Raw genomic sequence first — 21,810 nt, 5'->3', positions numbered from 1 at the left:
TTACATCTGTTAAGGATGCTCCAGCTCCTCCGTCAACTGTAATACCTGTTCCCGTGATAGCCTTACTTGAGATAACATTACTTTCATCCAAATCAACAGATGAAGAGATATTGTTTACCGTACTTGTAAGTGTATTCCCTGCTAATCCTAAAGCGTTAGTAGTTGTAGGTACAAGTGAATTCTGATCAACCCATTCAACATTTCCAGTATTATTGGTAATTAGAACAGTATTGTTTTGTCCTGCTTCAATCTTAGAGATACTTAAAGTTCCTCCAATCTTATTGAGCTCGAAATTAGATTGATTTACAGTTAAAGTTACATCCTTTAAAATAGACCCAACACCCGAAGTTACGGTCAATAAATTATTAGCAGACTCCAATAACTTACCTTCAATTTGTTCTTCATTTATCTTTTGATACTTAACACTACCGTCAATTTGAACAACAGGTACCATAGACACTTGGCTTTCTAAAGCACCTAATTTTTCTTGCGTTACTGCGCGACTTTGAATCATCTCATTTGAGATTTTATCAACCAGACTTACTGATGATAAAACTCCATTAACATTAGAACTCAATTCTGCCTGATTTAGAGTTAGCTTATTTGATGTTACTGTTTCTAATGCAGACCAAACAACATTACCTGATGCATCTACAAATAGAATATCACCCGAATTGCCACTATATAATTGATTTAAATTTAATACTCCTCCAATATTTTGAAGACTTAGCTTAGCTTCATTAATATCTAAGGATACTTCTTTTAAAACCGAACCAGCACCATTTGTTACAACTATTTTTTCATTTCCACTTAAATGCTTCCCATTTAAAATTGTTGTAACATCTACACTCAATGCTCCATATTCGTCCACAATTAATCCACTTCCTGGCTTCACCACACCTAAGTCAGAAGTTGTAGCAGCATTAACTTCTAAAACATACGTCAGTATATTACCACTTTGTATACTGCTTACAGTAATGTTTTTGGAATTGCTGCTGTCAATTCGAGTGATATCTTGATTGTCTTTTACTATTTGAGTAATATCAATATTGTGCAATTGTCTATCTTCGTCAGTATAAACTAACATCTTTGTAGATGCATTATACTCTAACTTTGTAACAGTCTCTTCTAAATCAACAAAGTTTTTTAATGTTTGATATAATAATTGATCTAACTTATTATTTATTACTTCTACAAAATCTCCAATAACTGTAATCTCAGTAACAACATTTTTTTCATTTGTATAACTATAGTTTCCAGGGCTATTTCTAACTAAAGTTGTTTCTGTCTCATACTTTTGAACAAAATCTGCAATTAACAATACAGTAGAATCTCCATTTTCATCATAAAATGTAATTGTCCCTTTATCAATATCTTGCACAATTTTAGTAAGAGTTTCAAATGCTTTAACTGATGCCTTAATGTCAATAGTTACAACTTGTCCTTTCTCATTGGTATAAGTAAGTAATCCATTTGTTGCATCATACTTTAAAATAGTAAGTGTTTCATTAAAGTGAATATTTGAAAAATCAATTTCTACTCTATCTCCGTTTACATTTATATAGTAAAACTTACCATTTTCATAAAACACATTTCCTTCTGTCTTTCTTACAATATTTTTAATAATATTGGTAACATCACCACCTTGCGTAATTTCTTCAAAATAGTTTATTACTAATTCAGGAATATCCTTTTCTACAAGTAACTTATTCCATAAATTATTGTGCCAATAGTAATATCCGATACTTAATTGATCAGTTTTATTAGTATTATAGACCAATAAACTTTCTATATTACCTGCTTGGATTGTTGTTATATCAGTCTTACTCTTTAAAGAAACATTAGGAATCAACAATCCCCTTTTGTCAGAAACCACAGCTAATTCTGCAGATTTATTTGGAATTTTCGTACCAATTCCAACTTGTGCATAAATGGAGAATGTCCCCATCAAACACGCTATTGAAAGTAATTTTTTGTTCATAATTTGTAGTTCGTTATTAGGTTTTCTTACGATTGAATACAAAACAATTTTCACTGTTTAATACGAACAAATTTTATAAAACGAAATGTTAAATGGGTTTCATTTTATTGGTGAAGCAAACTGTTAGACCTGAAAACAATTAGACTATTCTAAATAAAAAACAATACTTTAAAAACACAACAATCTCATAAACAACGATTTAAAACAAAAACAAACCTGTCCAAATTAGTATTAATAAAACTATCCATACAAAAGACTAAACCTATTCTTACATTTTCTTTTTTTTTAAAATAATCTGCGTTATATGTCATTTAAGGTATTTAAAAGAAGAAAAATATATGTTATTTGGTGCTTATCTTTATCTCCTTCTTTTGAATATGTTATAAAATGACACATAGACACAGATCTGTTGTTTAGCAAATTTTCAAGCTACAGTTTTAAAATTTACTTACTTTTGTTACTATATATGAGATACCCTAATAAAAATGCGTCTTTCTTATATTCTTAAACATAAATAAAAATAGCTATGAAACTAATAAAGAAAATTGGTGTTACACTTTTAACCACAATGCTGTTAGCATCATGTTCAGTACAGGTTAAATCACATAAGAACCACAAACATCAACATGGAAAAGTAAAGTCTAATGGAAATCAAGGTATGCCTCCTGGACAAGTAAAAAAAGTAACAGGTTCAAAATCGGCAAAACCCTATGCTCCAGGACAAAAGAAAAACAAACATTCTAAAAAGTATAAGCATTAATGAATATAACAACAAAAGAAGTTGCCTGATTTACAAACAACTTCTTTTGTTTTAATATTTATATCAAATATTAAAGTCTTCTTTTATAATAACTGAGTACTATACTAATTCTCTGCTATATGTCTACAGCTATTTTATCTTTAATTTTTTCTTATTAAAATAAATCAGCAACATCATCTTGTAACACTTTACAACACTGATAATTCAGATTTTTTACAGGAGAGCGAAGACCATTAATTATTTTATGGCAAATTTACCACGATTAAATAAAATCTTAGTATGACTTTATTTAATCACCTTCATTCGCAGTGTATATATATTTTGGAGATATCTATCCTTGAATGCTCCTTCATAATAATATGGAATCCCAGGTGGAAAATCTTTACCATTATTATAATTAATAAAATGAAGAAAAATCTCCCCTTTTTCGTGGTCATATTCTTTTATAGAATAAGTGAATTTTAAAGAAGAAATTGTCATCATTACCGTTTTATCACTTCTATTATAAACATATTTATCACCTATTATTATATCATATGTATTTTTATAATCAGCTATTCTTGATGCATCAATATAAAATTTCCCACGTAAAGCAGTATTACTAATAAACTCAAAAATGGTCTCTTGATCTCCTTCTAAATTATTAATATTTTTCCATCCTGTACTTTTTCCATCAATTAATTCCTCTTTCTGAATAGTTGTAAATTTTAAATCTTTGAACGAAAGTGGTAATTGAGAATTTACCTCCTTCAGAACATTGACAACTAATTCATCTTGCACATTTTTCACGTCTTCTTTAAATCTTTTTTTTTCATTTTGATCCAAATTAGTGGCGTGGTCAATTTTTTCTATAGCTTGTTTCTTAATTTCTGAAAGTTCAGTTACATCATTATCACTACTATTTGAACTACAACTTGTTAGTAAACTCAATATGACTAAACATTGAGCACCTATTGACCACCATCTTCTAAGTTTATTTTTTTTCATAAAGCTCTATTTTTCCATAATTAATAGATTCACTTAAACGATTATTGTATTCTATATCAATAAAGGCTTCAAATGATGAAATCACATTTCTAAGTTCAAAACTAAATACATAGTTTTCTTTTAGTGCCTCAACACCCTCATCCACAAAAATTAAGTTTTGAAAACTTGCAGTTATAGTGCCATTGTCTTTATTAATAATCCTTAAGCCTATAGAAACAATCTCTTCATTTTCTATCATCAACTCCTTTAACCCCTTCACATAAAGCTGAAGTACATTATTATTGACTGTATATTTCCCAACATTCACGAATGTTTGATCAGACGCAATTATTAACTTATTCAAGTCATAAATAGATGGCGAATCAATTATTTTTATGTCTTCTTTTATCAATATTGGTTTTTTAAAAATATCCTCTACCTTATATTCAAAGTATAAATTATAATTACCTGGTGTTATATTATATTCTTCACCTTCTTTACTATACTGATTATCTTTGTAAATAAGTAAATTAACCAAATTTTCTTCATCATTTTTAAAGTCACTGGGATCAAGGTTTATGTAAAATATTTTTGTAGGATCTTCTTTACTTTCAAATAAATAACGTACTTCTTGCAAGGTTCCATTATAATGTAGGTCTAAATACTGTAAATTATTATTATTACTATTAATCATAATTTGATTAGGATAGTCATTTTTACTATCATAACTCCCTACTTCTACTTTCTCAATATAAAAATCAGCAAAAGTTACTTTTTCTTCTATTTTCTTTGTTACTCCTTTTTGCGTTGAAACTTTTAACTCCAAGATATACTCTTTATTATCTTCAAATTTTTTCTCATCTTTTAAAACAATAATATGCTCTGAAAACATAGTAGTTACTTCTTTAAATGTTTCATTATAAAGAATAGTCTCTTTATCCTTCAATACAACGTCTACAGTTAACAATTGATCTGTTTTATCCTCTAACTTAACTTCAAATGAAATTGGAAAATCAGAATCATAATTCAACTGTTTTGCACCACGCTGACCTAACTTTAGGTCTTTTAGTTCTACTCCCTCATATATTACCTCTTTATCTTCAGATGGATTTATATGCTGATCATCAGCTGACGAACAAGAAATTGTCATTATTAGTATCAATAATACACTGGTCAATAGATAGTTTTTAGTTATGTTTTTCATCTTTATTTAGATTTATTTAAAATATCAAAGCAAAGTTATATATTAAAATAACCTAACATACTTACTTTCTGAATTTTACATAAATACAAAACTATTTAACATGATTTAATACAACATATTTCTAATAAATATTCATTATTACAATAATATTCTCTTTCTTTTATTTACTTTTTTTTAAATAATTTGACTTTATAAAAAATGTTAATAAAAACACTTTGCAATCAATGACTCTTCAAAAAAAGCATTACAATACAACATCTATCTTTCATAGTAATAAGCCCAAAAACAAAACAAGCCTAACTGTTTTTAACAGTTAGGCTTGTTTTGTCTTATTTAAGTAAAGAATTAGGAATTACTTACTATAACCTATAAGCGTTTCATTGACATAATCTAACACCTCCTTAATTTACTCCTTCTTATTCATTTGAGTGACAATAGCTTTTAGTGCAGCTTTTCTATTAGCCACAGCTTCTTTTTCTTTCTTCTTTTTTTGAGCTATTTTCAAGCTTGCTGCTTTTCTGTTTGCAGGGGTATTTCTACTCATACTTATAACAATTAATCAAGTGGACATAATTTTATACAAATTTAAATTTTACAGCTATAACTTACTACAGAACATTAAATAAAATAATTATCTATTTCATTTTACTTTTCATGCCTTAACTAAAAAAAAGACTCATCTAAAATAATAATTCACACCTCAACATTAGATAACTTTTATATTCGCTTCAGATATTAAAAGAATACGCATGCGAAATTTAAAAATATATATTATAGCCATTTTTAGTAGCTTATTATTTGCTAATTGTCAAACCCCTACAGATAAAGCATTAAAACTAAGTGAAAAGGAACTATTCTCTTTTTTAAATGATTACGACTCTTATCAGAATATCGAGATTTCTGAGCCCACAATCGTAACTATTACTTATTCAGATGATCCTGAGTTTATTGATAAAAAAGAAAAATACGAACAATTAGATAAGTTAGTCGGAGAAATTAGCCTGGATGCCTTGATTGGTAATTCTAATTTAGAATATGCTTACTTAAAACATGGTAATAAGTTTAAACAATTAGAAGACTTAGGAAATGATTTAAAGAGAATTGAAGCTGAGTTTGTTCCTTTTCAGGGAATGAAATCTATACAAAAACTAAGAGCAAATAACACAGCTAATGCTAAGGTAATCGTGACAATTGAGTGGATATACGATAGTGAACTAACAAAAGTAATCTCGTACAGAATAGTACAATAAAAATAGCCTAACTATTATAGTAAATAGTTAGGCTTATTATTTATATGGTATTTTATCTAATCTTTATGACATACTCTCAACGCACATAATAGCACATTTCTCTCCGTCAATTGCCGCTGAGATGATTCCCCCTGCGTATCCTGCTCCTTCTGCACAAGGATATAATCCTTTAATCTGAAGGTGCTCTAATGTCTTATTATCACGAGGAATACGGACTGGAGATGATGTTCTACTCTCCGGAGCGTGTAAAATAGCTTCATTGGTAAAGTATCCTTTCATTGATTTACCAAACTCTTGAAACCCTTCTCTCATTATCTGTGTTAAGAAGCCTGGAAATACACTACCTAATTCCACAGATGTAGTACCTGGTAAGTAAGATGTTTTAGGAATTGACTCTGACACTTTAGACTGTGAAAAGTCAACCATTCGTTGAGCGGGTACACGTTGTGTTTCCCCTGCTAACAAAAATGCTCTTTGTTCAATTGACTTTTGAAACTCCATTCCTGCTAAGGCTCCGAATTTTTCAAATGGTTTAAAATCCTCTAACCTCAACTCTACTACAATTCCAGAGTTTGCCGTTGCTTGGTCACGTTTAGAAGGCGACCAACCATTTGTTACAACTTCACCTGGAGCTGTAGCACACGGTGCAATTACACCACCTGGACACATACAGAATGAATACATTCCGCGACCATTCACTTGTTTTACGATAGAATAAGGCGCTGGTGGTAAAAACTCTCCTCTGTAATCACAAGAGTACTGTATTTTGTCTATAAGTGATTGTGGGTGTTCTGCACGTACTCCCAAGGCAAATGGCTTAGCTTCAATCAAAATATTCTTGCGGTCTAACATCTCATAGATATCACGAGCCGAATGTCCTGTTGCTAAAATAACTTTATTGGCTTCAATAGTATCGCCATTTGCTATAACAACCCCTTGTACTTCGCTATTCTTAACGACTATATCAACTACTTTGGTTTCAAATAATACCTCTCCACCAAACTCAATAATCTTCTCACGCATATCTTGCATAATCTTTGGTAACTTATTCGTACCAATATGCGGATGTGCTTCTACTAATATATCTTGTGTTGCTCCAAAGGCAACTAATAATTCTAAAATACGGTTTACATCTCCACGTTTCTTAGAACGAGTGTACAGTTTTCCATCTGAATATGTACCTGCTCCTCCTTCTCCAAAACAATAGTTTGACTCTGGATTAACTACGTGGTCAATATTTATTGCTTTTAAATCTCTACGTCTTCCTCTTACATCTTTTCCTCTTTCTATCACAATAGGCTTTACACCTAACTCAATCAACTGTAAAGCGGCAAAATAACCTGCAGGTCCTGCTCCTACAACGATAACTCGCTTTGCATCCTTTACATTCTTATATTCAGGGAAATCAATTTGTCTATGAACGACCTCTTCTCCTTGTAAGAAGACATCAACTGTCAAATTTATCTTTACAGTACGTTGTCTGGCATCAATAGACCTTTTTAAAATGGTGATGTGCTGAATATCTATCGTAGAACACCCCAAATTATTGGCTACATATTGATTCAATAATTCTGCTGAAGCAGCAACTTCAGGTAGTACTTGTAATTGTAATTCTTTTGGCATATTTCTATTAGGCAATAATTATAATTAAAGCGCAAAAATAAACTAAAATCACAATGATTTGCAACAAAATGCGCTATCCTGCAAAATAAGATATCTTACTGTAATATAAAAAGTTACAGCATACTTTTTAAAATATTACCCTACCTCAGCACTTCTTCCTTATTATTTACATCACGTAAAACGTCTTGTAGTTTATTAAAACGAAACTTTTTAATGATAATTATTACATTTTTACAACATAGTCAACGCAACACAATCTTTTTATTATTTTTTACTTGATAATGACGCATAAAAAACAAAGCACATAAATTAAATACTAAGCGTATCTAACCTACGTGCTTTTGAGAGAGAAAATTTAAAATGGCGAAAGTGTTTTCGATTTTAAGTACACCCAAGTTTTACTTAGGTATGGGGTGAATATTACTAATAGTAAAATCACCAATAATAACCAGCACATGACTTCATAATAGTCCATCGCATAACGCAATTGAATCTGCTTATTCAAATCAAGCATCAGCAGTTTTTCACTTGCTTTTTCAGCTGGTGTATTTAGCAAACCTCTTCCTTGAAGTTTTGCCGCATTCTGAGATAACTTACTTTGCAAAATAGGATTTGAAAAGTTCATATAATCTAAGAACCTATTTTTATGTTGATTGGAACTATACAAGTTGTAGTAATTCATCAAAGCTGTACTACTGGTATAGCCTAAATAGCGAATTGCTAAACAAACAGCGGCAGCAGACCCTCCTAATTCAATTGGCACTGAGGCTACACAGTAAATAATTGTCGGTACCATTAACAGCCCTACGCCAAACCCTTGACAGAACAATAACATAAAATATGAGTCTGGATTGGCCGTTGGTGCAAATTGCAAATACATTCCAAAGTGAAAGATGAATAAGAACAGAAAGCCTAAACTCCATATTAAACGCATTTGTAAGCGTTTGATAAGCCACATACACGCAAGCGTTACTCCGGCTACCAACCCTATCAGATTAAAGATATTTAGGTATGATAGGTGTATGGGGTCTAATCGCAAAGAGGTTGTAAAGTGTACATTTGATATTCCTGAGGCAAAACGACAGATGTAAAGAATAAAAAGCAAGAACAACCCTACTTTAAAGTTTCTATATTTCAACACTGTCCAATTGATATAAGGTCTTTTTAAATGCTTTTGACGAATAACGAAAAACAACATTGCTAAAAGTATTCCTAATCCTGCCCAACGTATATCTGCATCTTCAAACCAATAGTATTGTTGCCCATAGATAGTGATATATCCAAATAGAACAACTGCTACGGCATAGAGCACAAAACTCTCCCAATCTAAATTAGACAACGGAAGCTTTCTGCTTAGACGCACATACTGCATACTCATCAAGACTAAGAACAACCCGGGCACAAAAGATAAAGCTGCCATTTTAAACAGAAACGAATAGTCGTACTGGTCAATAAAATCAGCTGTTATCAATTGATTTACGGGGGTTGCACAAATTAGAATACCATAGAAACACGAAAAGGTAATCTCTCTGGCTTTTGAACTTTCAAGGCGCATATACATTGTAGAGATACTCAAGTTCACCGTACTTGCAAAGAGCATTCCTTGTAAAAAACGCACGGGATAAATAATACACAACGCCTGCGTATTGTACAGTGCTACACACCCTAAAAGTTGTAATATATTAAATATGATAAAATATTCTTTTGTAGCTAAATAGGTAAAGAAGCGACGTTCAAGGCTGTAGAACGAAACAAACCCTGCATAAAGAAGAGATACAGAAAACTGAATATCTCTAACGTCGCATCCAAAAAAACCTGCCGCTGCAACTGGATTTGCCGCGGGCAAAAAGAATAATACAATACTTGGCATTAGGAGTACAAACAGAATAATGCGAATCATCCATTCTGGTACCCAATCTGCAAATAACTTAGGAACTTCACTATTTTGCATGAGCTTGTTTTTTGGCGATGTAAGTATTTACATTCATACCAGCTTTTAGTAGTTCTTCAGAATCTGCAGGTGATGTTACTTCTATACGAACGGGAATACGTTGTACAATCTTCACAAAGTTTCCTGTTGCATTATCTGGTGGTAGTAAAGAAAAACTTGAACCTGTAGCAGGTGCGATAGAAATAACGCGACCTTTAAACTCTGTATCCGGATAAGCATCTACCACAATATCTACCTCATCGCCTGTTTGGATATTGCGTATTTGTGTTTCCTTAAAATTGGCAACAATCCATTTTGGTGTTTCATCATTCACAATATAGGTCAATACTTGTCCAGGTGTAATCATTTGTCCTAAATCTATACTGCGTTTACCCATTCTACCGCGATATGGCGCAGTAACTACTGTATAATCTACATTTAGGTTCTTATGCTTTTCAAGTTGCTCTAAACGGCTAATTTCCTTTTCAAGCACTCTCTTCTGTGCTTCTATATCTGCAAGACCAGCTGTAGCTGCACGCGCACTTTCTATGCTACTTTCCCAATTACTCTTATCTATGGTTAACTGAGCTTGTTTTTCTTCCAACTGTTGCGCTGTAGCAGACTCTACATCATATAACTTCTTATAGCGTTTATAGTCTAATTCTTGTTGGTGAAACTTAGATTCGCGTCCTTGAATTTGACTCTCAGCAGCAGCGGCAGTTTGCGATAAAGTATATTGACGCGCATCAAGCTCTTTAATCTGTGCATATTGTTTTTCTATTTCTGCTCTTGTCTGTGCTTGGTCATAGATATACTCTCTGTTATCTACTAACAATAGTGTATCTCCTTTATTAACCATTTGATTTTCTTCAAAGCGCACTTCTGTCAAATAGCCACCTACTCTGGCAATAACCGGATTGATATATTCCTGCACCTGAGCATCGTTTGTTTGCTCATACTTCCAATAAATCCAAAGCGTGTGAATTCCCCAAATACAACCAACGATAATGATTATCGATGCGATATAACGCGTAATACGTGTAATAAAACGGTCTGTAATTTTGATGCGAGTTTTAATGTCCATTATAGTAAGCCTTTAGCTAATTGTAGAGAATAATATTTGTAAATGCTGTCTAACTTTGCAGCTTCAAGTTCAAATTGTGTTTGTAAATATTGAACATCTGCATCGAGTAAATCGATGTATAGAGATGTACTATTGAAATATGTGTTTTTTATGATTCGAGCACTTTCAAATGCTTCTTCTTGATTCTTGGTACACACCTGAATTTGCACAAGTGATTCTTGGTAGCGTAGATAAGCCTCTTGCACCTCTTGTTTAATTTGATCTTGTACGTGTAAGTGTTGTATTTCTTCTTTGTGATGTTCTAACACGTGGCTGCGCTTTTTATGAACGTTGTGGTAAAGTGAAGAAATCGGAAAGGATATTTGCACTCCTATTGTTCCTAAACTATACCAACTTGGATTATAAGGATAAAGGAAGATTTGTGGATTAGCCATTGTAAAGTTCCCTATTAACCCAATACTTGGTTTGGTGTTTGCTTTCACCTTTTTAAGCTCTATCTCACTTAAGGCTAAGTCTTCTTCAGACAACAAGTGTTTGTGAGCGTGTTCTTCTGCTATTTCTAAAGCCTCCTCATACGATTCTACAGGAGCAACTTCAGCATATATATCTTGAGGTTTAATGAAATCTGAGTCGCTTATTCCCATAAGCAGTACGAGTTTCTGGTTTTCGATTAGAATATCATTTTCAATCTGAACCAAGGTCATTTCTCTTTTAGATATTTCCATTGAAGCACGAAGTACATCGCTTTTTAGCACTACACCATTCTTGTATAGGTTTTCCATTTGACCAAGCTGTTTCTTTTGGTCTGCGATATCGGCTATCATTACCTCTTTAAACCTCATCACCTTGGCAAGAGCGAGGTAACTTTTAGCTGCTTCTAAGCGAACCTCAGACTGAGATTGTTCTGCTGTAATAACCGCTTTGTCTTCCAGCGTCTTTCGTTCTTCTATTTCCAGATTCTGTTTATTACCATTGTATAAGTTGAGGTACATTGAAACGCCACTGTTGTACAAGGTGTGTATTACATCGTGCTGTTCTGGTTTGTGAAAAAGACCATTTGTGTACACGGGAATATTACTTGCCTTTTCTACACGACCAAAAGCGTTAAATACAGGGTAACGCTCCATTTTTGCGTCTTTCGTGTTCTCTTGGCGTATTTCTATTTCCTTCTGGTGTATTAAGGCTTTTTTACTGCGAACATCCGTTTGTTGCCAAACCTCTTTTAAGGTTATTTTTAAGGTATCTCTATCAATGTCTGACGGATTTTTATTTTGGCTGTAGCCAGTGATAATGCCACTTGCGAGCAATGCAAAGAGGTAGAAACTATCGGATTTCATAAATTATTTTTAACCGCACAAAAGTATAATGCAGACGCAATATGTTGTGTTTCTTAAATAGTCAATTTTTTATTGAAACCAGACAAAATCATTGTATACTTTTGTATCAGAAAAAAACAAACCTCAAATGAAGATTATTGATTCCCTTGATTTAATCGATACTGTCCCCAACGGTGTTTATATCAAACATGAAAAATCAGAGAAGCGATACCCTTTACATCAACATCAAAAAGGGCAGCTTACTTATGTAGAAGGGGGCATCACGTATTTAATTGTAGACAATGTAACACACGTTGTGCCTGCTCACTACTTTTTCTGGATTCCTAAAGGTGTACCCCACGTATTGCGCCTAAGTCATTCCGCTACCGTTCTTCACTCTATTTACTTTTATACAGATGACGATGATAAAAATCCGTTCTATAACGAATTGGGAATATATGCCGCTTCTGATTTAGTAGTTGAAATGATTGCTTATACGCAATGTTGGCACGAGCAAATGGTAGATGAACAAACGTATAACTTTGCTTTCTTACAAGCATTGAAGAATATACTGCCAACTTTTGTAAGTAAGAATATGCAGTTGCAATTGCCCTTTAGCGATAATGAGCGAATGGTCAAGATAACGGATTACTTAGATGTCAACTTTGGACTGCCGTTGACGTTATCAGATATTAGCGATCACTTCAATTTAAGCGAACGCTCTGTCTCACGTTTATTTCAGGCAGAACTACAGATTTCTTTTCTACAATATCTAAAAGCACTGCGCATTTTAAAGGCAATAGAACTTTTATTGAAAACAGAATACTCGGTTAGTGAAATAGCCAATGATGTTGGATATAATACGGTTGGTGCTTTTAGCAACGCTTTTTGTGAATTTACAGGAAGACGCCCTTTAGAAATGAGAAAGAATAAATAATAATAATTAGTTTTTCACAAGTCAATCAAGCACTCTTAATCCAAACAAATACGGGTCTTACACGGGACATATTCGAAACAAGTACCACACATATACCAGATATGTTCGAGAAAAAGGCTTAAATCCGAAGTAGTGTGGTACTTGTGTGGTAGGTGTCTCGAACATCATCCTACTAAATATAGCATAATAGCTTTATAAAATAGAAAACAGTTACTATTGGATGTATGCTGTTAGACTTTAGTATCTGTAGCCGAATCAAAAGTTAAAAGTACAGTACTACACTTACTTTAGCATCTAACCATCAATAGTAGAAATAAAAAAAGCTGTCTCAAGTTATGAGACAGCTCCATTATCATTATAATTTCACTAATTAGTATCTAAGTGTAAGTTAGCCGCTTTTTTAATCATACGACTACCATTTTTATCCTTGTATTCATAAATAACAATGTAGTAATAAGTTCCACTTGGCAGTTTCTTATTCTTGTTATAAGTAACCCTTCCTTCTGAATACCCATTAAAAACATTCTCACTACCATCGCCTTTCGGATCATAATTAGTCGTTTCATAAACTAATACTCCCCAACGGTCAAATATCTGTACCTTATTATTCGGGTATTTATTAATGTTATCAATGATAAAGTAGTCATTCATACCATCACCGTTTGGTGTTACCAGGTTATAAATAACAACGTCTCCATCTAACAAGATATCTTTTACATTTGCCAAGGTAAAATATCCAAAGCCACTAACTTCTGCTAAAGTAGATATTTCTTTCTTTTCCATATCAACCACTCCTCCTTCATCAACCCACATTTTTTGCTGTTTATCCCAACGAACAATGTGAAGATTTTTCTCTGGATTATTTAATAACTCCGCTGGTGTAATACGCTCATCCCAACTCAATGTAAGAACTACTCTATTTGTACCTGTTTTAGTTGACTTTAGTTCCCAATACTCAGCAGTATTTATTTTGTCTATTGCCCCTGAAACGGCAGTATGCTTTTCAAAGAATTTCATATCACGAACTATATATTTTCCGCTTATTGCATCTTTAATATTATTTGGAGCTGAAATAGAAGCACGACGATACATTTTTTTATCACCAATTGGATATACAAAAGATTCGTTTCCTACTTTCTCTACCTCGCCTTCAACATAACTTTTATCACTTACATTTTTATGCGTAGCTCCATTGCGAAAACTAACCATACCATATGATAATTTTGTCTTATCATTTAAGGTAGAGTCAACTTTGATTATTCCGTCTTTAAAATCAGCTACACCAAAAACCTCAATATTGTTTTTTAAGTCTATTCCGTACGTAGGATTGTCAAACACAACATTATAGAAGTTTGAAACCTCATCTCCTTGCAATACTTTAGCTTTCGTAGCAGAGTCCTTTGAAAGGAAATATACTGTAGATGTTTTAAGCTTAGAACTAAAATCAAAGACTCCTTTATTAGTAAAGTCTTTAAAGAAATAGATTATTCCATCTGTTTTAACAGATGATTTTTCTTCATTAATAAAGTCAAAACCTGTAGATACTACAGTATTAGGAGCTACAGTTACCATCCCCGTATTTCGCAACTTAAAGTTGCTTAAATCATTTTGACCATAAATCGTTCCCCCAAGTAATAGAACACCTGTAATTGAGGTTATTAAAAACTTCTTTTTCATATTAAATTGGTGCTTTATCCCCACAGCACAACACTTTAAATTAGCTATCTACTTTCTTGTATCTGTTTTAATTTTATAATCAACAAAGCCTACTTATTTTTCTTATAATTTACAAAAAATTACCCCTGTAGAAATCGAATTAAACTATAAATAAAAAAACATTTATGCTAAAATACATTATTTACGCTACACTTTAATATAAAAAAATACATATTGCGAACAAAAGCAACAATTGATCTATTTATTGAAATATGGATTTATTACATTACAAATACAATCTTCTATTTTTCATTAAGTATTCCTCAATATCTCTTTATCATATTGTATTTAAAGCAAATATTTTACTATATCTCATAAGTAATATTTTTCTCTTTATTAGAGTGAATTGGCTTTATAAAAAGCCATTATTGAACAAACTATAATTTATTGTTAGGTCAAATTGTTTGACACATTATATTGAATAACTGTATCTTTGTTGAAAATAGAATAATATGCAGACTTCGAAAGACCCATTACACGGCAAAAAGCTTGTTGATATATTAGAAGAATTAGTGGAATATTACGACGGTTTTGAAGGTTTGGGGAATCAAATCAATATTCGTTGTTTTACACACGACCCAAGCATAAACTCTTCTTTGAAGTTTTTAAGAAAAACTCCTTGGGCAAGAGAAAAGACGGAAAGTTTATATTTATATGTACTTCGCCAAAAGGCAAAAAAAAACAAACCTCAACAATAAGTTGAGGTTTGTTTTTATATAAGATAGTGATAACTAAAAAAGCTTTTAATCCCTTGATGTTAATATCACACTGATTTATGATAATATACCTCTTTTCCCTTTGTATATTCTATAACTACCCGGACCAATAAATGCGATAGCTAAGGCACTCATTAAATACAATATATTCAATTCTGCATTTAATCCTCCTGTATTGGGATCAATACCAAAACCTGCAGTTCCTTTAACTAAAAAGAACGTCATAAACATTGTAAAAGCAATGATAGCACCTGAAACACGTGTTGCAAAGCCTACAATCAAAAATAAAGGCGCTACAATCTCTCCTACCGGAACGCCTAACCACAACCATTTGGGCAAACCATTTGCCGATAATTGATTGATGATAAAATCATGGCCGTGAATAAGCTTAAATATCCCGTGAAATATCATTAAGCCTCCTACTCCTAAACGCAGGATAAACTTACCTAAATCTGTACTCATATCTTTATTTTTAAAAATTAATAAACAACTACTGCTCTGCTTGCTTTACTTATAGCATAATTCTCTCTTATTGGAAACGATATAATACAAAAAAACTACTTACTTGTTTTTAAAGGACGTACTTCAATCTTACTTGGCAATACACGAGGATTCATCTTCAAGATATCTACTACTAATTCGCCAATATCCTCTGGTTGAATCTTCCAAGCATCTGCTTCTGATGGTTTGTGGTTATTGAAATTACTGGTAACAGACCCCGGTAAAATTGTTGTAACCTTTACATCAGCATTTCTCAGATCTAACATTGCCGCTTGTGAGAAACCAACTACACCAAACTTACTTGCATTATATCCTGCACCACTTGCAAAAAAGTTGATTCCGGCTAAACTCGCTACACTAATAAAGTACCCTTTGTGCTCTTTTAACTGCTTGATACTTGCTTTTAGTGTGTGAAACACCCCTGTTAGATTCGTGTCTATCATCGCATTCCAATCCTCTAAAGACAAGTCTTCAATAGAAGCAAATATTCCCAATCCAGCATTTGCAATTACAACATCTACACGACCAAATTGTTCTACTATCGTTTGAATAGCTTTTTCTTCCTCTTGGTAGTTTCTTACGTCTGACTGAATAGCAATCACTTGGTCTGATTTGCCTAATTGTGCTGCGATCTCTTGTACAACACTAAGCTCACGCCCAGAAATAGCCACTCTATAATTGTTCTGTAATAGGGCTTCAGCTATCCCTTTTCCAATTCCTTTTGTTCCTCCTGTTATATAGGCTACTTTTTGCAAAGAATTACTCATATATGCTTTGTTTATTTATATTACACATTAATTATTGTAATAAAGGTATTAAGAATATACTTTTTTACAAATATCACATAGCTTATATTAAGACGATTTTATAGTTAAAAAGAAAAGAAAGCTAATTTGCTTGCATAAAAATTGTGCTCAGCACGGAATTAGTTTAAATTAGCGACAATATAAACTCGTAAATCAACATGAAAAATAAATCATTATTATTTCTATTATTAGCAGGAAACGTAATGTTTGCACAACGCGACCTTACGATTACGGAAGCAACTAATGGACAATACTTTAAGTTTTCTCCTGAAAAGATACTTCAACCGAAATGGAAAAGTGACAATGCTTTTTCTATCGTTACTACTAATAGAGATAGCTTATTGATCAAAAGCAAAGAGAATAAATGGGAAAACCAGACTATTCTAACTGCAAAAGAACTTGAGACAATTTTAAATAAGAATATCAAGAATGCATCGTTTGCTTTGCGTATGTTGCCTTATGATTTACAATGGTTAAACAATAACGAGATTAGCTTTACGCAAGTTGATAAAGAGCGCAAAGCTAAATATGCGATTCAAGTTAATATTAAAGAGCAAAAGGTAACGAATAGCTTTAAATATAATGCGGATGCAGAGCAAGAGATTACTTCTCGCAATGGCAATTATTTAGCGTGGTTAAAGGATAACAACATTGTAATCACTTCTCACAATGGAACTGATATTGAGGTTACCAATGATCCTACACACGATATTGTTAATGGTAGTAGTGATACTCACCGCAATGAGTTTGGAATCAACAAAGGAATGTGGTGGAGTCCTAAACAAGACCAATTGTTGTATTACCGCAAAGATCAAAGTTTAGTGACTGATTATCCTCTTGTACAATGGGGAGGTCGCGTGGCTGAAAACAAAAATATTAAGTACCCTATGGCAGGTATGAGCAATGAAAGAGTTTCTTTAGTTGTTTATGATGTCTTAACGCAGGAAAAGGTAACGTTACAAACAGGTTTTGAAGATCAATTCTTAACTATGGTTACGTGGGATCCATCAGGAAACTATGTGTATGTTGGGGTATTAAACCGTCAGCAAAACCATTTGAAAGTCAACCAATACAACGCGGCAACTGGTGCTTTTGAGAAAACATTGTTTGAAGAGAAGTCAAGTGTTTATGTTGAGCCATCTCAAGGTTTAGTGTTTACACCAGGTAACAATAAGACTTTTATTCACTTCTCTGAAAATGAAGGGTACAGACAAATGTACTTATACAATACAGATGGAAAGCTTGAAAAGAAATTAGGACACGAAAATGTGATTGTTTCTGAGTTTTTAGGTTTTGATGAGGATGGTAAAAATGCGTTCTACACTGGAGTTACTAATAAAGGGTTGGATAGACAATTGTTTAAAGTAAACCTTAAAAAGGGTAAAACAGAGCAAATTACTACACTTTCGGGAACACATAATGTTGTATTGAACAAAAACAAAACCTTGTTCATCGATCAGTTTAATAACATTGATACACCTAATAAGGTTGCTGTTGTCAATACAGACAACAAAAAAGAAGACGCTTTGTTAGTTTCTAAGAATCCGTATGATGGGGTTATTACTATGCCTAAGATGGAATTGGTAACTATTAAGGCGGCTGACAACAAAACGGATCTGAATGCACGTGTTATCTACCCTACTAATTTTGATGCGTCTAAGAAGTATCCTGTGATGGTTTACGTTTATGGAGGACCACACGCACAGTTGGTAACTAACTCTTGGTTAGGAGGTGCTAACTTGTTCTTCCATTACATGGCACAAAATGGTTATATAGTGTTTACCGTGGACAACAGAGGTAGTTTCAACAGAGGACGTGATTTTGAACAAGTAATCCACAGACAATTAGGACAAAATGAAATGGCTGATCAACTAAAAGGGGTTGATTATCTAAAAACACTTTCTTTTGTTGACCAAGATAAAATTGGTGTGTACGGATGGAGCTTTGGTGGATTTATGACTACTACGCTTTCTATCAACCACCCTGAAATATTCAAAGTAGGTGTTGCTGGTGGTCCTGTAATGGATTGGAAGTACTACGAGATTATGTACGGTGAGCGATATATGGATATGCCACAAGAAAATCCGGAAGGTTATGAAAAGACAAGCTTGATTAATAAAGCGAATAAAATAGACAATAAGTTATTGTTAATACACGGTGCTCAAGACCCAGTTGTTGTTCAACAACACACAATGGACTTTATTGAAGCAGCTATCAAAGGACAAAAGCAAGTTGACTTCTTTTTATACCCATCTCACGAACACAATGTGTCAGGGATAGACAGAGTTCACTTGAATACGAAGATTGCTAATTACTTCTTTGATTACTTGGCTAAACCAGCTAAAAAGTAAGTCAATCTTCTTGTAAGACTATAAAAACAGAAAAGGCGAACTATATAGTTCGCCTTTTCTGTTTTATATTTTATTCTTTGTAAAAAGACACCATCTTATCCATGGTCATATTGAACGCCTCTGTTACCTCATCTGCGTTCTTCACAGTTAAAGGAAACGGAATCATATGACTATAATTGAACGGATAGTCTATTACATCTACTTCAATATTTATAGTGCGGTAGGCCCCTTGAAGCGTATTCAATGCCTCTACGGGTGGAGCAATATCATCTTTCATCAAGTTTATAGACTTAATACGTCCTTCAAGCTCTTTAAATCGGTTTTCTCTATTCTCCTGATAATGGTAATAGCGCAACATTGTTCTAAACCAACTCTCCTCTGGATGTTTCAATATATCTTGATAGTGTTCTAATCTTGGTTCAGACACAAAAGAAGTTGTCAGTAATTGTGCAAATGTCTTCTGCATCATAATAGTTGCACGAGCATCCATAATGTACTTTGATATTGGAGCCATACGATCTATTGTCATTCCCCCACAATAACACAACAACTTAGAAGAGTCTAAAAGCCCCTTAGGATTGGCCATTAAGATGATTAGCGATAAAAATGAGCCGATAGAGTAACCAAACAAGTCAATAGTAGCATTCTTGTCAATGGTAGGATAAGTTCCCTTCTTTACTTCCTCTACCCATTGTATAAAGTCGTAGTACGTTTGTAAACCAGACCAAAAAAGACGTAAAGGATTATCTTCCATTCTCGTTGAAATAGCCGCATTGACATAACTTGTATCTGAATTAGTCTTCCAGTCTTCTGCTCTTTTCTGAGCAATACCAAACATTAACTTACGATCAGACCACTCCGCTGGAGTTCTATCCATGTGAAAGCTAATCGGAAATAGAACAATCGCTTTTCCTGTTTGCTTAGCCAACTCATACGCCCAAGGTAAATACTTGTCCCACTTTTTCTCATTCAAACCGTGAAACATCACAATGACACCCTTAGAAACTTTACTTTCTTTAGTTCTTAAGACTGATATCTTAAATCGTTCATTCTGTTTTATATTAAAATCAGGACATCCCAACAAATGATCTTCTATTTCACCTTTAGTTACTTCTTCCTTGTAGTCAATATCGTGTTTACCACAACTCAAATCATCAGAACCATACAATACTTTTTTACCTTTTTGAGATAAAAAGTCATAATTAAAAATTTCTATCCCTAACTCAGAACTTTCAAGGTAATTCTGTTCTGTTGAATATAGTTCTTTTAAGGCGTCATAAAGTTGGTAATAATGCATAAGTCAAAAATATTTTACTAAAAGTAATCATTTGTCTCGGGAATAATTCAAAAAAAAAGGACTTTCTTCAAAGAAAAGAAAGTCCTTTTTTATTTTTTTAATTAAAGTTTTATTAACTCATATTTTTATTATTACCGATAAATGCCCCGCGAACGCAAAAAACTTCTTTTACTTGGTTCTCTGGTACAATTAAATTTTCGTAATTTTCATTATCACTTATAAAAAATAATTCATTTGTATCAGTCTTACGTTTGAACCTATAACAAACAATTCCTTTATCTTTTAAGACTAATACGTATACATTCCAAGGCTTTAGATCTTGTAAACTGATTTTCTCACTTAAAACATAAGAAGTTACCTTAATTGTAGGATACATATTTTCGCTTGATATCTGAAATGCTGTATCAATTTCTTCTTCTGTTGGAAATATAAAAGTAGGACAAATTGCTAATGCATTTTTAGCATCTAAACAGTATTCAAAATGATGCTCAACAGATATCATTTTAACCCTTCTTTTATGAAGATTAAAACCATTAATATTTTCTGATCCCTCTAAAAAAAGAGTATTCAAATCAATCTTGTGTATTTCGCATAAAGCTATAATCTTTTCAAAATGCAGAGATTCCCGTGACTTCCACGATGATACAGTGTTTGGTTTAACATCTAACAACTTAGCTAATTGAAAATCTGTTTTTATTTCTAATAATTCCTTTAATTTTTTAATAACCTCAATACTACTTTTCATAATCCTTTTTATTAATATCTCAATAACCAGACTTCAGTACCACCACTGAATGTAGTTTAGCAAGGTGTAAAGCTTAATTATTGAAACAATCTTATTTTCCCTTTTAATAGTAATTTATAGCAACAGTCTCTATTCCCAATCAAGACAATTTTAAATACTAATTTTAACAAATATAAGGAATTAAAAATCATTTTTTTATCACAAAAGTTATATTTATTATAAATACATTATTAATATAGAAGTAAAAACTAATACGTATAGGTATTAAAAAAAATATAAAAAGGATTATTCAGGGCGAATAATCCTTTTTATAATACAATTTCTAAATTACTTGTAGTATTTCTTGCAATATCTTTTGAGGAGAAGGTAATCCCCCTTGTCTCCATATAATATCTCCTGCAGCATTAAGTAAAACAAGTGTTGGTACTGAACGAATAAAAAACTCCTCTACTAATTCTCTATTAACATCAATATTTATTTTCTCAACCTCAACATTTAAATTTACTATCTCGGGTTCAAGTTTTACCATTGTCTCTTTTAACATTCTACACGGTCCACACCAATCTGCATAGAATTGTAATAATATTGGTTTATTTAAACTATTAAGTTCTTCTACTGTCATGTTCT

Annotated in this window: 18 protein-coding genes and 1 pseudogene; 5 read left to right on the top strand and 14 right to left on the bottom strand. The window is 32.6% G+C overall.

The genetic code is table 11. The features are described from left to right. Window positions 1–1,981: pseudogene (locus AABL81_RS07160) on the bottom strand (hypothetical protein); the annotation flags it as partial. A gap of 526 nt (window positions 1,982–2,507) precedes the next feature. Between AABL81_RS07160 and AABL81_RS07155 the strand changes: the two are divergent. After that, window positions 2,508–2,741, top strand: a complete 234-nt coding sequence (locus AABL81_RS07155) for a hypothetical protein (protein ID WP_158210969.1) — start codon at window positions 2,508–2,510, stop codon at window positions 2,739–2,741. A 285-nt stretch (window positions 2,742–3,026) separates the two neighbouring features. On the opposite strand, the gene AABL81_RS07150 is transcribed toward AABL81_RS07155, so the two are convergent. From AABL81_RS07150 to AABL81_RS07140, 3 genes are all read right to left on the bottom strand, one after another. Next, window positions 3,027–3,728, bottom strand: a complete 702-nt coding sequence (locus AABL81_RS07150) for a hypothetical protein (protein WP_341340682.1) — start codon at window positions 3,726–3,728, stop codon at window positions 3,027–3,029. Continuing rightward, entirely contained in the window at window positions 3,715–4,911 is a 1,197-nt protein-coding gene (locus AABL81_RS07145; RefSeq protein ID WP_158210971.1) for a hypothetical protein, read from the bottom strand. Before AABL81_RS07145 ends, AABL81_RS07150 begins: the two co-directional genes overlap by 14 nt. Window positions 4,912–5,317: 406 nt before the next feature. After that, window positions 5,318–5,455, bottom strand: a complete 138-nt coding sequence (locus AABL81_RS07140; RefSeq protein WP_199269099.1) for a hypothetical protein — start codon at window positions 5,453–5,455, stop codon at window positions 5,318–5,320. Between the two features lie 205 nt (window positions 5,456–5,660). On the opposite strand from AABL81_RS07140, the gene AABL81_RS07135 reads away from it, so the two are divergent. Beyond that, complete coding sequence (locus tag AABL81_RS07135) at window positions 5,661–6,161, top strand: hypothetical protein (protein WP_341340681.1); 501 nt, start codon at window positions 5,661–5,663, stop codon at window positions 6,159–6,161. A 63-nt stretch (window positions 6,162–6,224) separates the two neighbouring features. Here AABL81_RS07135 and AABL81_RS07130 read toward each other — a convergent pair whose 3' ends face one another. The 4 genes from AABL81_RS07130 to AABL81_RS07115 form a co-directional block, all read right to left on the bottom strand. Continuing rightward, window positions 6,225–7,784, bottom strand: coding sequence for an NAD(P)/FAD-dependent oxidoreductase (locus tag AABL81_RS07130; RefSeq protein ID WP_158210973.1), 1,560 nt, complete (start codon window positions 7,782–7,784; stop codon window positions 6,225–6,227). A 355-nt stretch (window positions 7,785–8,139) separates the two neighbouring features. Then, a complete protein-coding gene (locus AABL81_RS07125; protein ID WP_158210974.1) occupies window positions 8,140–9,735 on the bottom strand; it encodes a beta-carotene 15,15'-monooxygenase in 1,596 nt (531 codons plus the stop codon). Beyond that, a complete protein-coding gene (locus AABL81_RS07120; RefSeq protein WP_341340680.1) occupies window positions 9,725–10,798 on the bottom strand; it encodes an HlyD family secretion protein in 1,074 nt (357 codons plus the stop codon). Before AABL81_RS07120 ends, AABL81_RS07125 begins: the two co-directional genes overlap by 11 nt. Beyond that, the gene (locus tag AABL81_RS07115) at window positions 10,798–12,135 is read right to left on the bottom strand and encodes a TolC family protein (protein ID WP_341340679.1); all 1,338 of its coding nucleotides are present in this window, start codon (window positions 12,133–12,135) and stop codon (window positions 10,798–10,800) included. Before AABL81_RS07115 ends, AABL81_RS07120 begins: the two co-directional genes overlap by 1 nt. Before the next feature lie 127 nt (window positions 12,136–12,262). On the opposite strand from AABL81_RS07115, the gene AABL81_RS07110 reads away from it, so the two are divergent. After that, complete coding sequence (locus AABL81_RS07110) at window positions 12,263–13,051, top strand: helix-turn-helix domain-containing protein (RefSeq protein ID WP_158210977.1); 789 nt, start codon at window positions 12,263–12,265, stop codon at window positions 13,049–13,051. 366 nt (window positions 13,052–13,417) lie between these two features. On the opposite strand, the gene AABL81_RS07105 is transcribed toward AABL81_RS07110, so the two are convergent. After that, the gene (locus AABL81_RS07105) at window positions 13,418–14,728 is read right to left on the bottom strand and encodes a gliding motility-associated C-terminal domain-containing protein (protein WP_341340678.1); all 1,311 of its coding nucleotides are present in this window, start codon (window positions 14,726–14,728) and stop codon (window positions 13,418–13,420) included. Window positions 14,729–15,219: 491 nt separating this feature from the next. On the opposite strand from AABL81_RS07105, the gene AABL81_RS07100 reads away from it, so the two are divergent. Beyond that, window positions 15,220–15,465, top strand: coding sequence for a VF530 family protein (locus tag AABL81_RS07100; RefSeq protein WP_158210979.1), 246 nt, complete (start codon window positions 15,220–15,222; stop codon window positions 15,463–15,465). Between the two features lie 75 nt (window positions 15,466–15,540). Here the strand turns inward: AABL81_RS07100 and AABL81_RS07095 are convergent, their stop codons facing one another. Together AABL81_RS07095 and AABL81_RS07090 are read right to left on the bottom strand one after the other, a co-directional pair. Further along, on the bottom strand, window positions 15,541–15,945 hold the full coding sequence (locus AABL81_RS07095; RefSeq protein WP_341340677.1) for a DoxX family protein: 405 nt from the start codon (window positions 15,943–15,945) through the stop codon (window positions 15,541–15,543). Between the two features lie 95 nt (window positions 15,946–16,040). Further along, window positions 16,041–16,751 carry an SDR family oxidoreductase gene (locus AABL81_RS07090; protein WP_341340676.1) on the bottom strand — a complete coding sequence of 237 codons (711 nt, stop codon included), beginning with the start codon at window positions 16,749–16,751 and terminating at the stop codon, window positions 16,041–16,043. A 197-nt stretch (window positions 16,752–16,948) separates the two neighbouring features. On the opposite strand from AABL81_RS07090, the gene AABL81_RS07085 reads away from it, so the two are divergent. Further along, window positions 16,949–19,141, top strand: a complete 2,193-nt coding sequence (locus AABL81_RS07085; RefSeq protein WP_341340675.1) for a S9 family peptidase — start codon at window positions 16,949–16,951, stop codon at window positions 19,139–19,141. Window positions 19,142–19,211: 70 nt separating this feature from the next. Here AABL81_RS07085 and AABL81_RS07080 read toward each other — a convergent pair whose 3' ends face one another. The 3 genes from AABL81_RS07080 to AABL81_RS07070 form a co-directional block, all read right to left on the bottom strand. Then, window positions 19,212–20,438 carry a DUF6051 family protein gene (locus tag AABL81_RS07080; RefSeq protein WP_341340674.1) on the bottom strand — a complete coding sequence of 409 codons (1,227 nt, stop codon included), beginning with the start codon at window positions 20,436–20,438 and terminating at the stop codon, window positions 19,212–19,214. Between the two features lie 112 nt (window positions 20,439–20,550). Continuing rightward, window positions 20,551–21,183, bottom strand: coding sequence for a helix-turn-helix domain-containing protein (locus AABL81_RS07075; protein WP_158210984.1), 633 nt, complete (start codon window positions 21,181–21,183; stop codon window positions 20,551–20,553). A 322-nt stretch (window positions 21,184–21,505) separates the two neighbouring features. Then, on the bottom strand, window positions 21,506–21,805 hold the full coding sequence (locus tag AABL81_RS07070; protein WP_158210985.1) for a thioredoxin family protein: 300 nt from the start codon (window positions 21,803–21,805) through the stop codon (window positions 21,506–21,508). Between the last annotated feature and the right edge of the window lie 5 nt (window positions 21,806–21,810).

Origin of the sequence: Myroides sp. C1519, from assembly GCF_038039755.1 — a bacterium.
GTDB classification, from domain to species: Bacteria; Bacteroidota; Bacteroidia; order Flavobacteriales; family Flavobacteriaceae; genus Flavobacterium; species Flavobacterium phaeum_A.
Note: the sequence above shows the minus strand (reverse complement) of the source record. Positions and strands in the feature narration are given on the sequence as shown.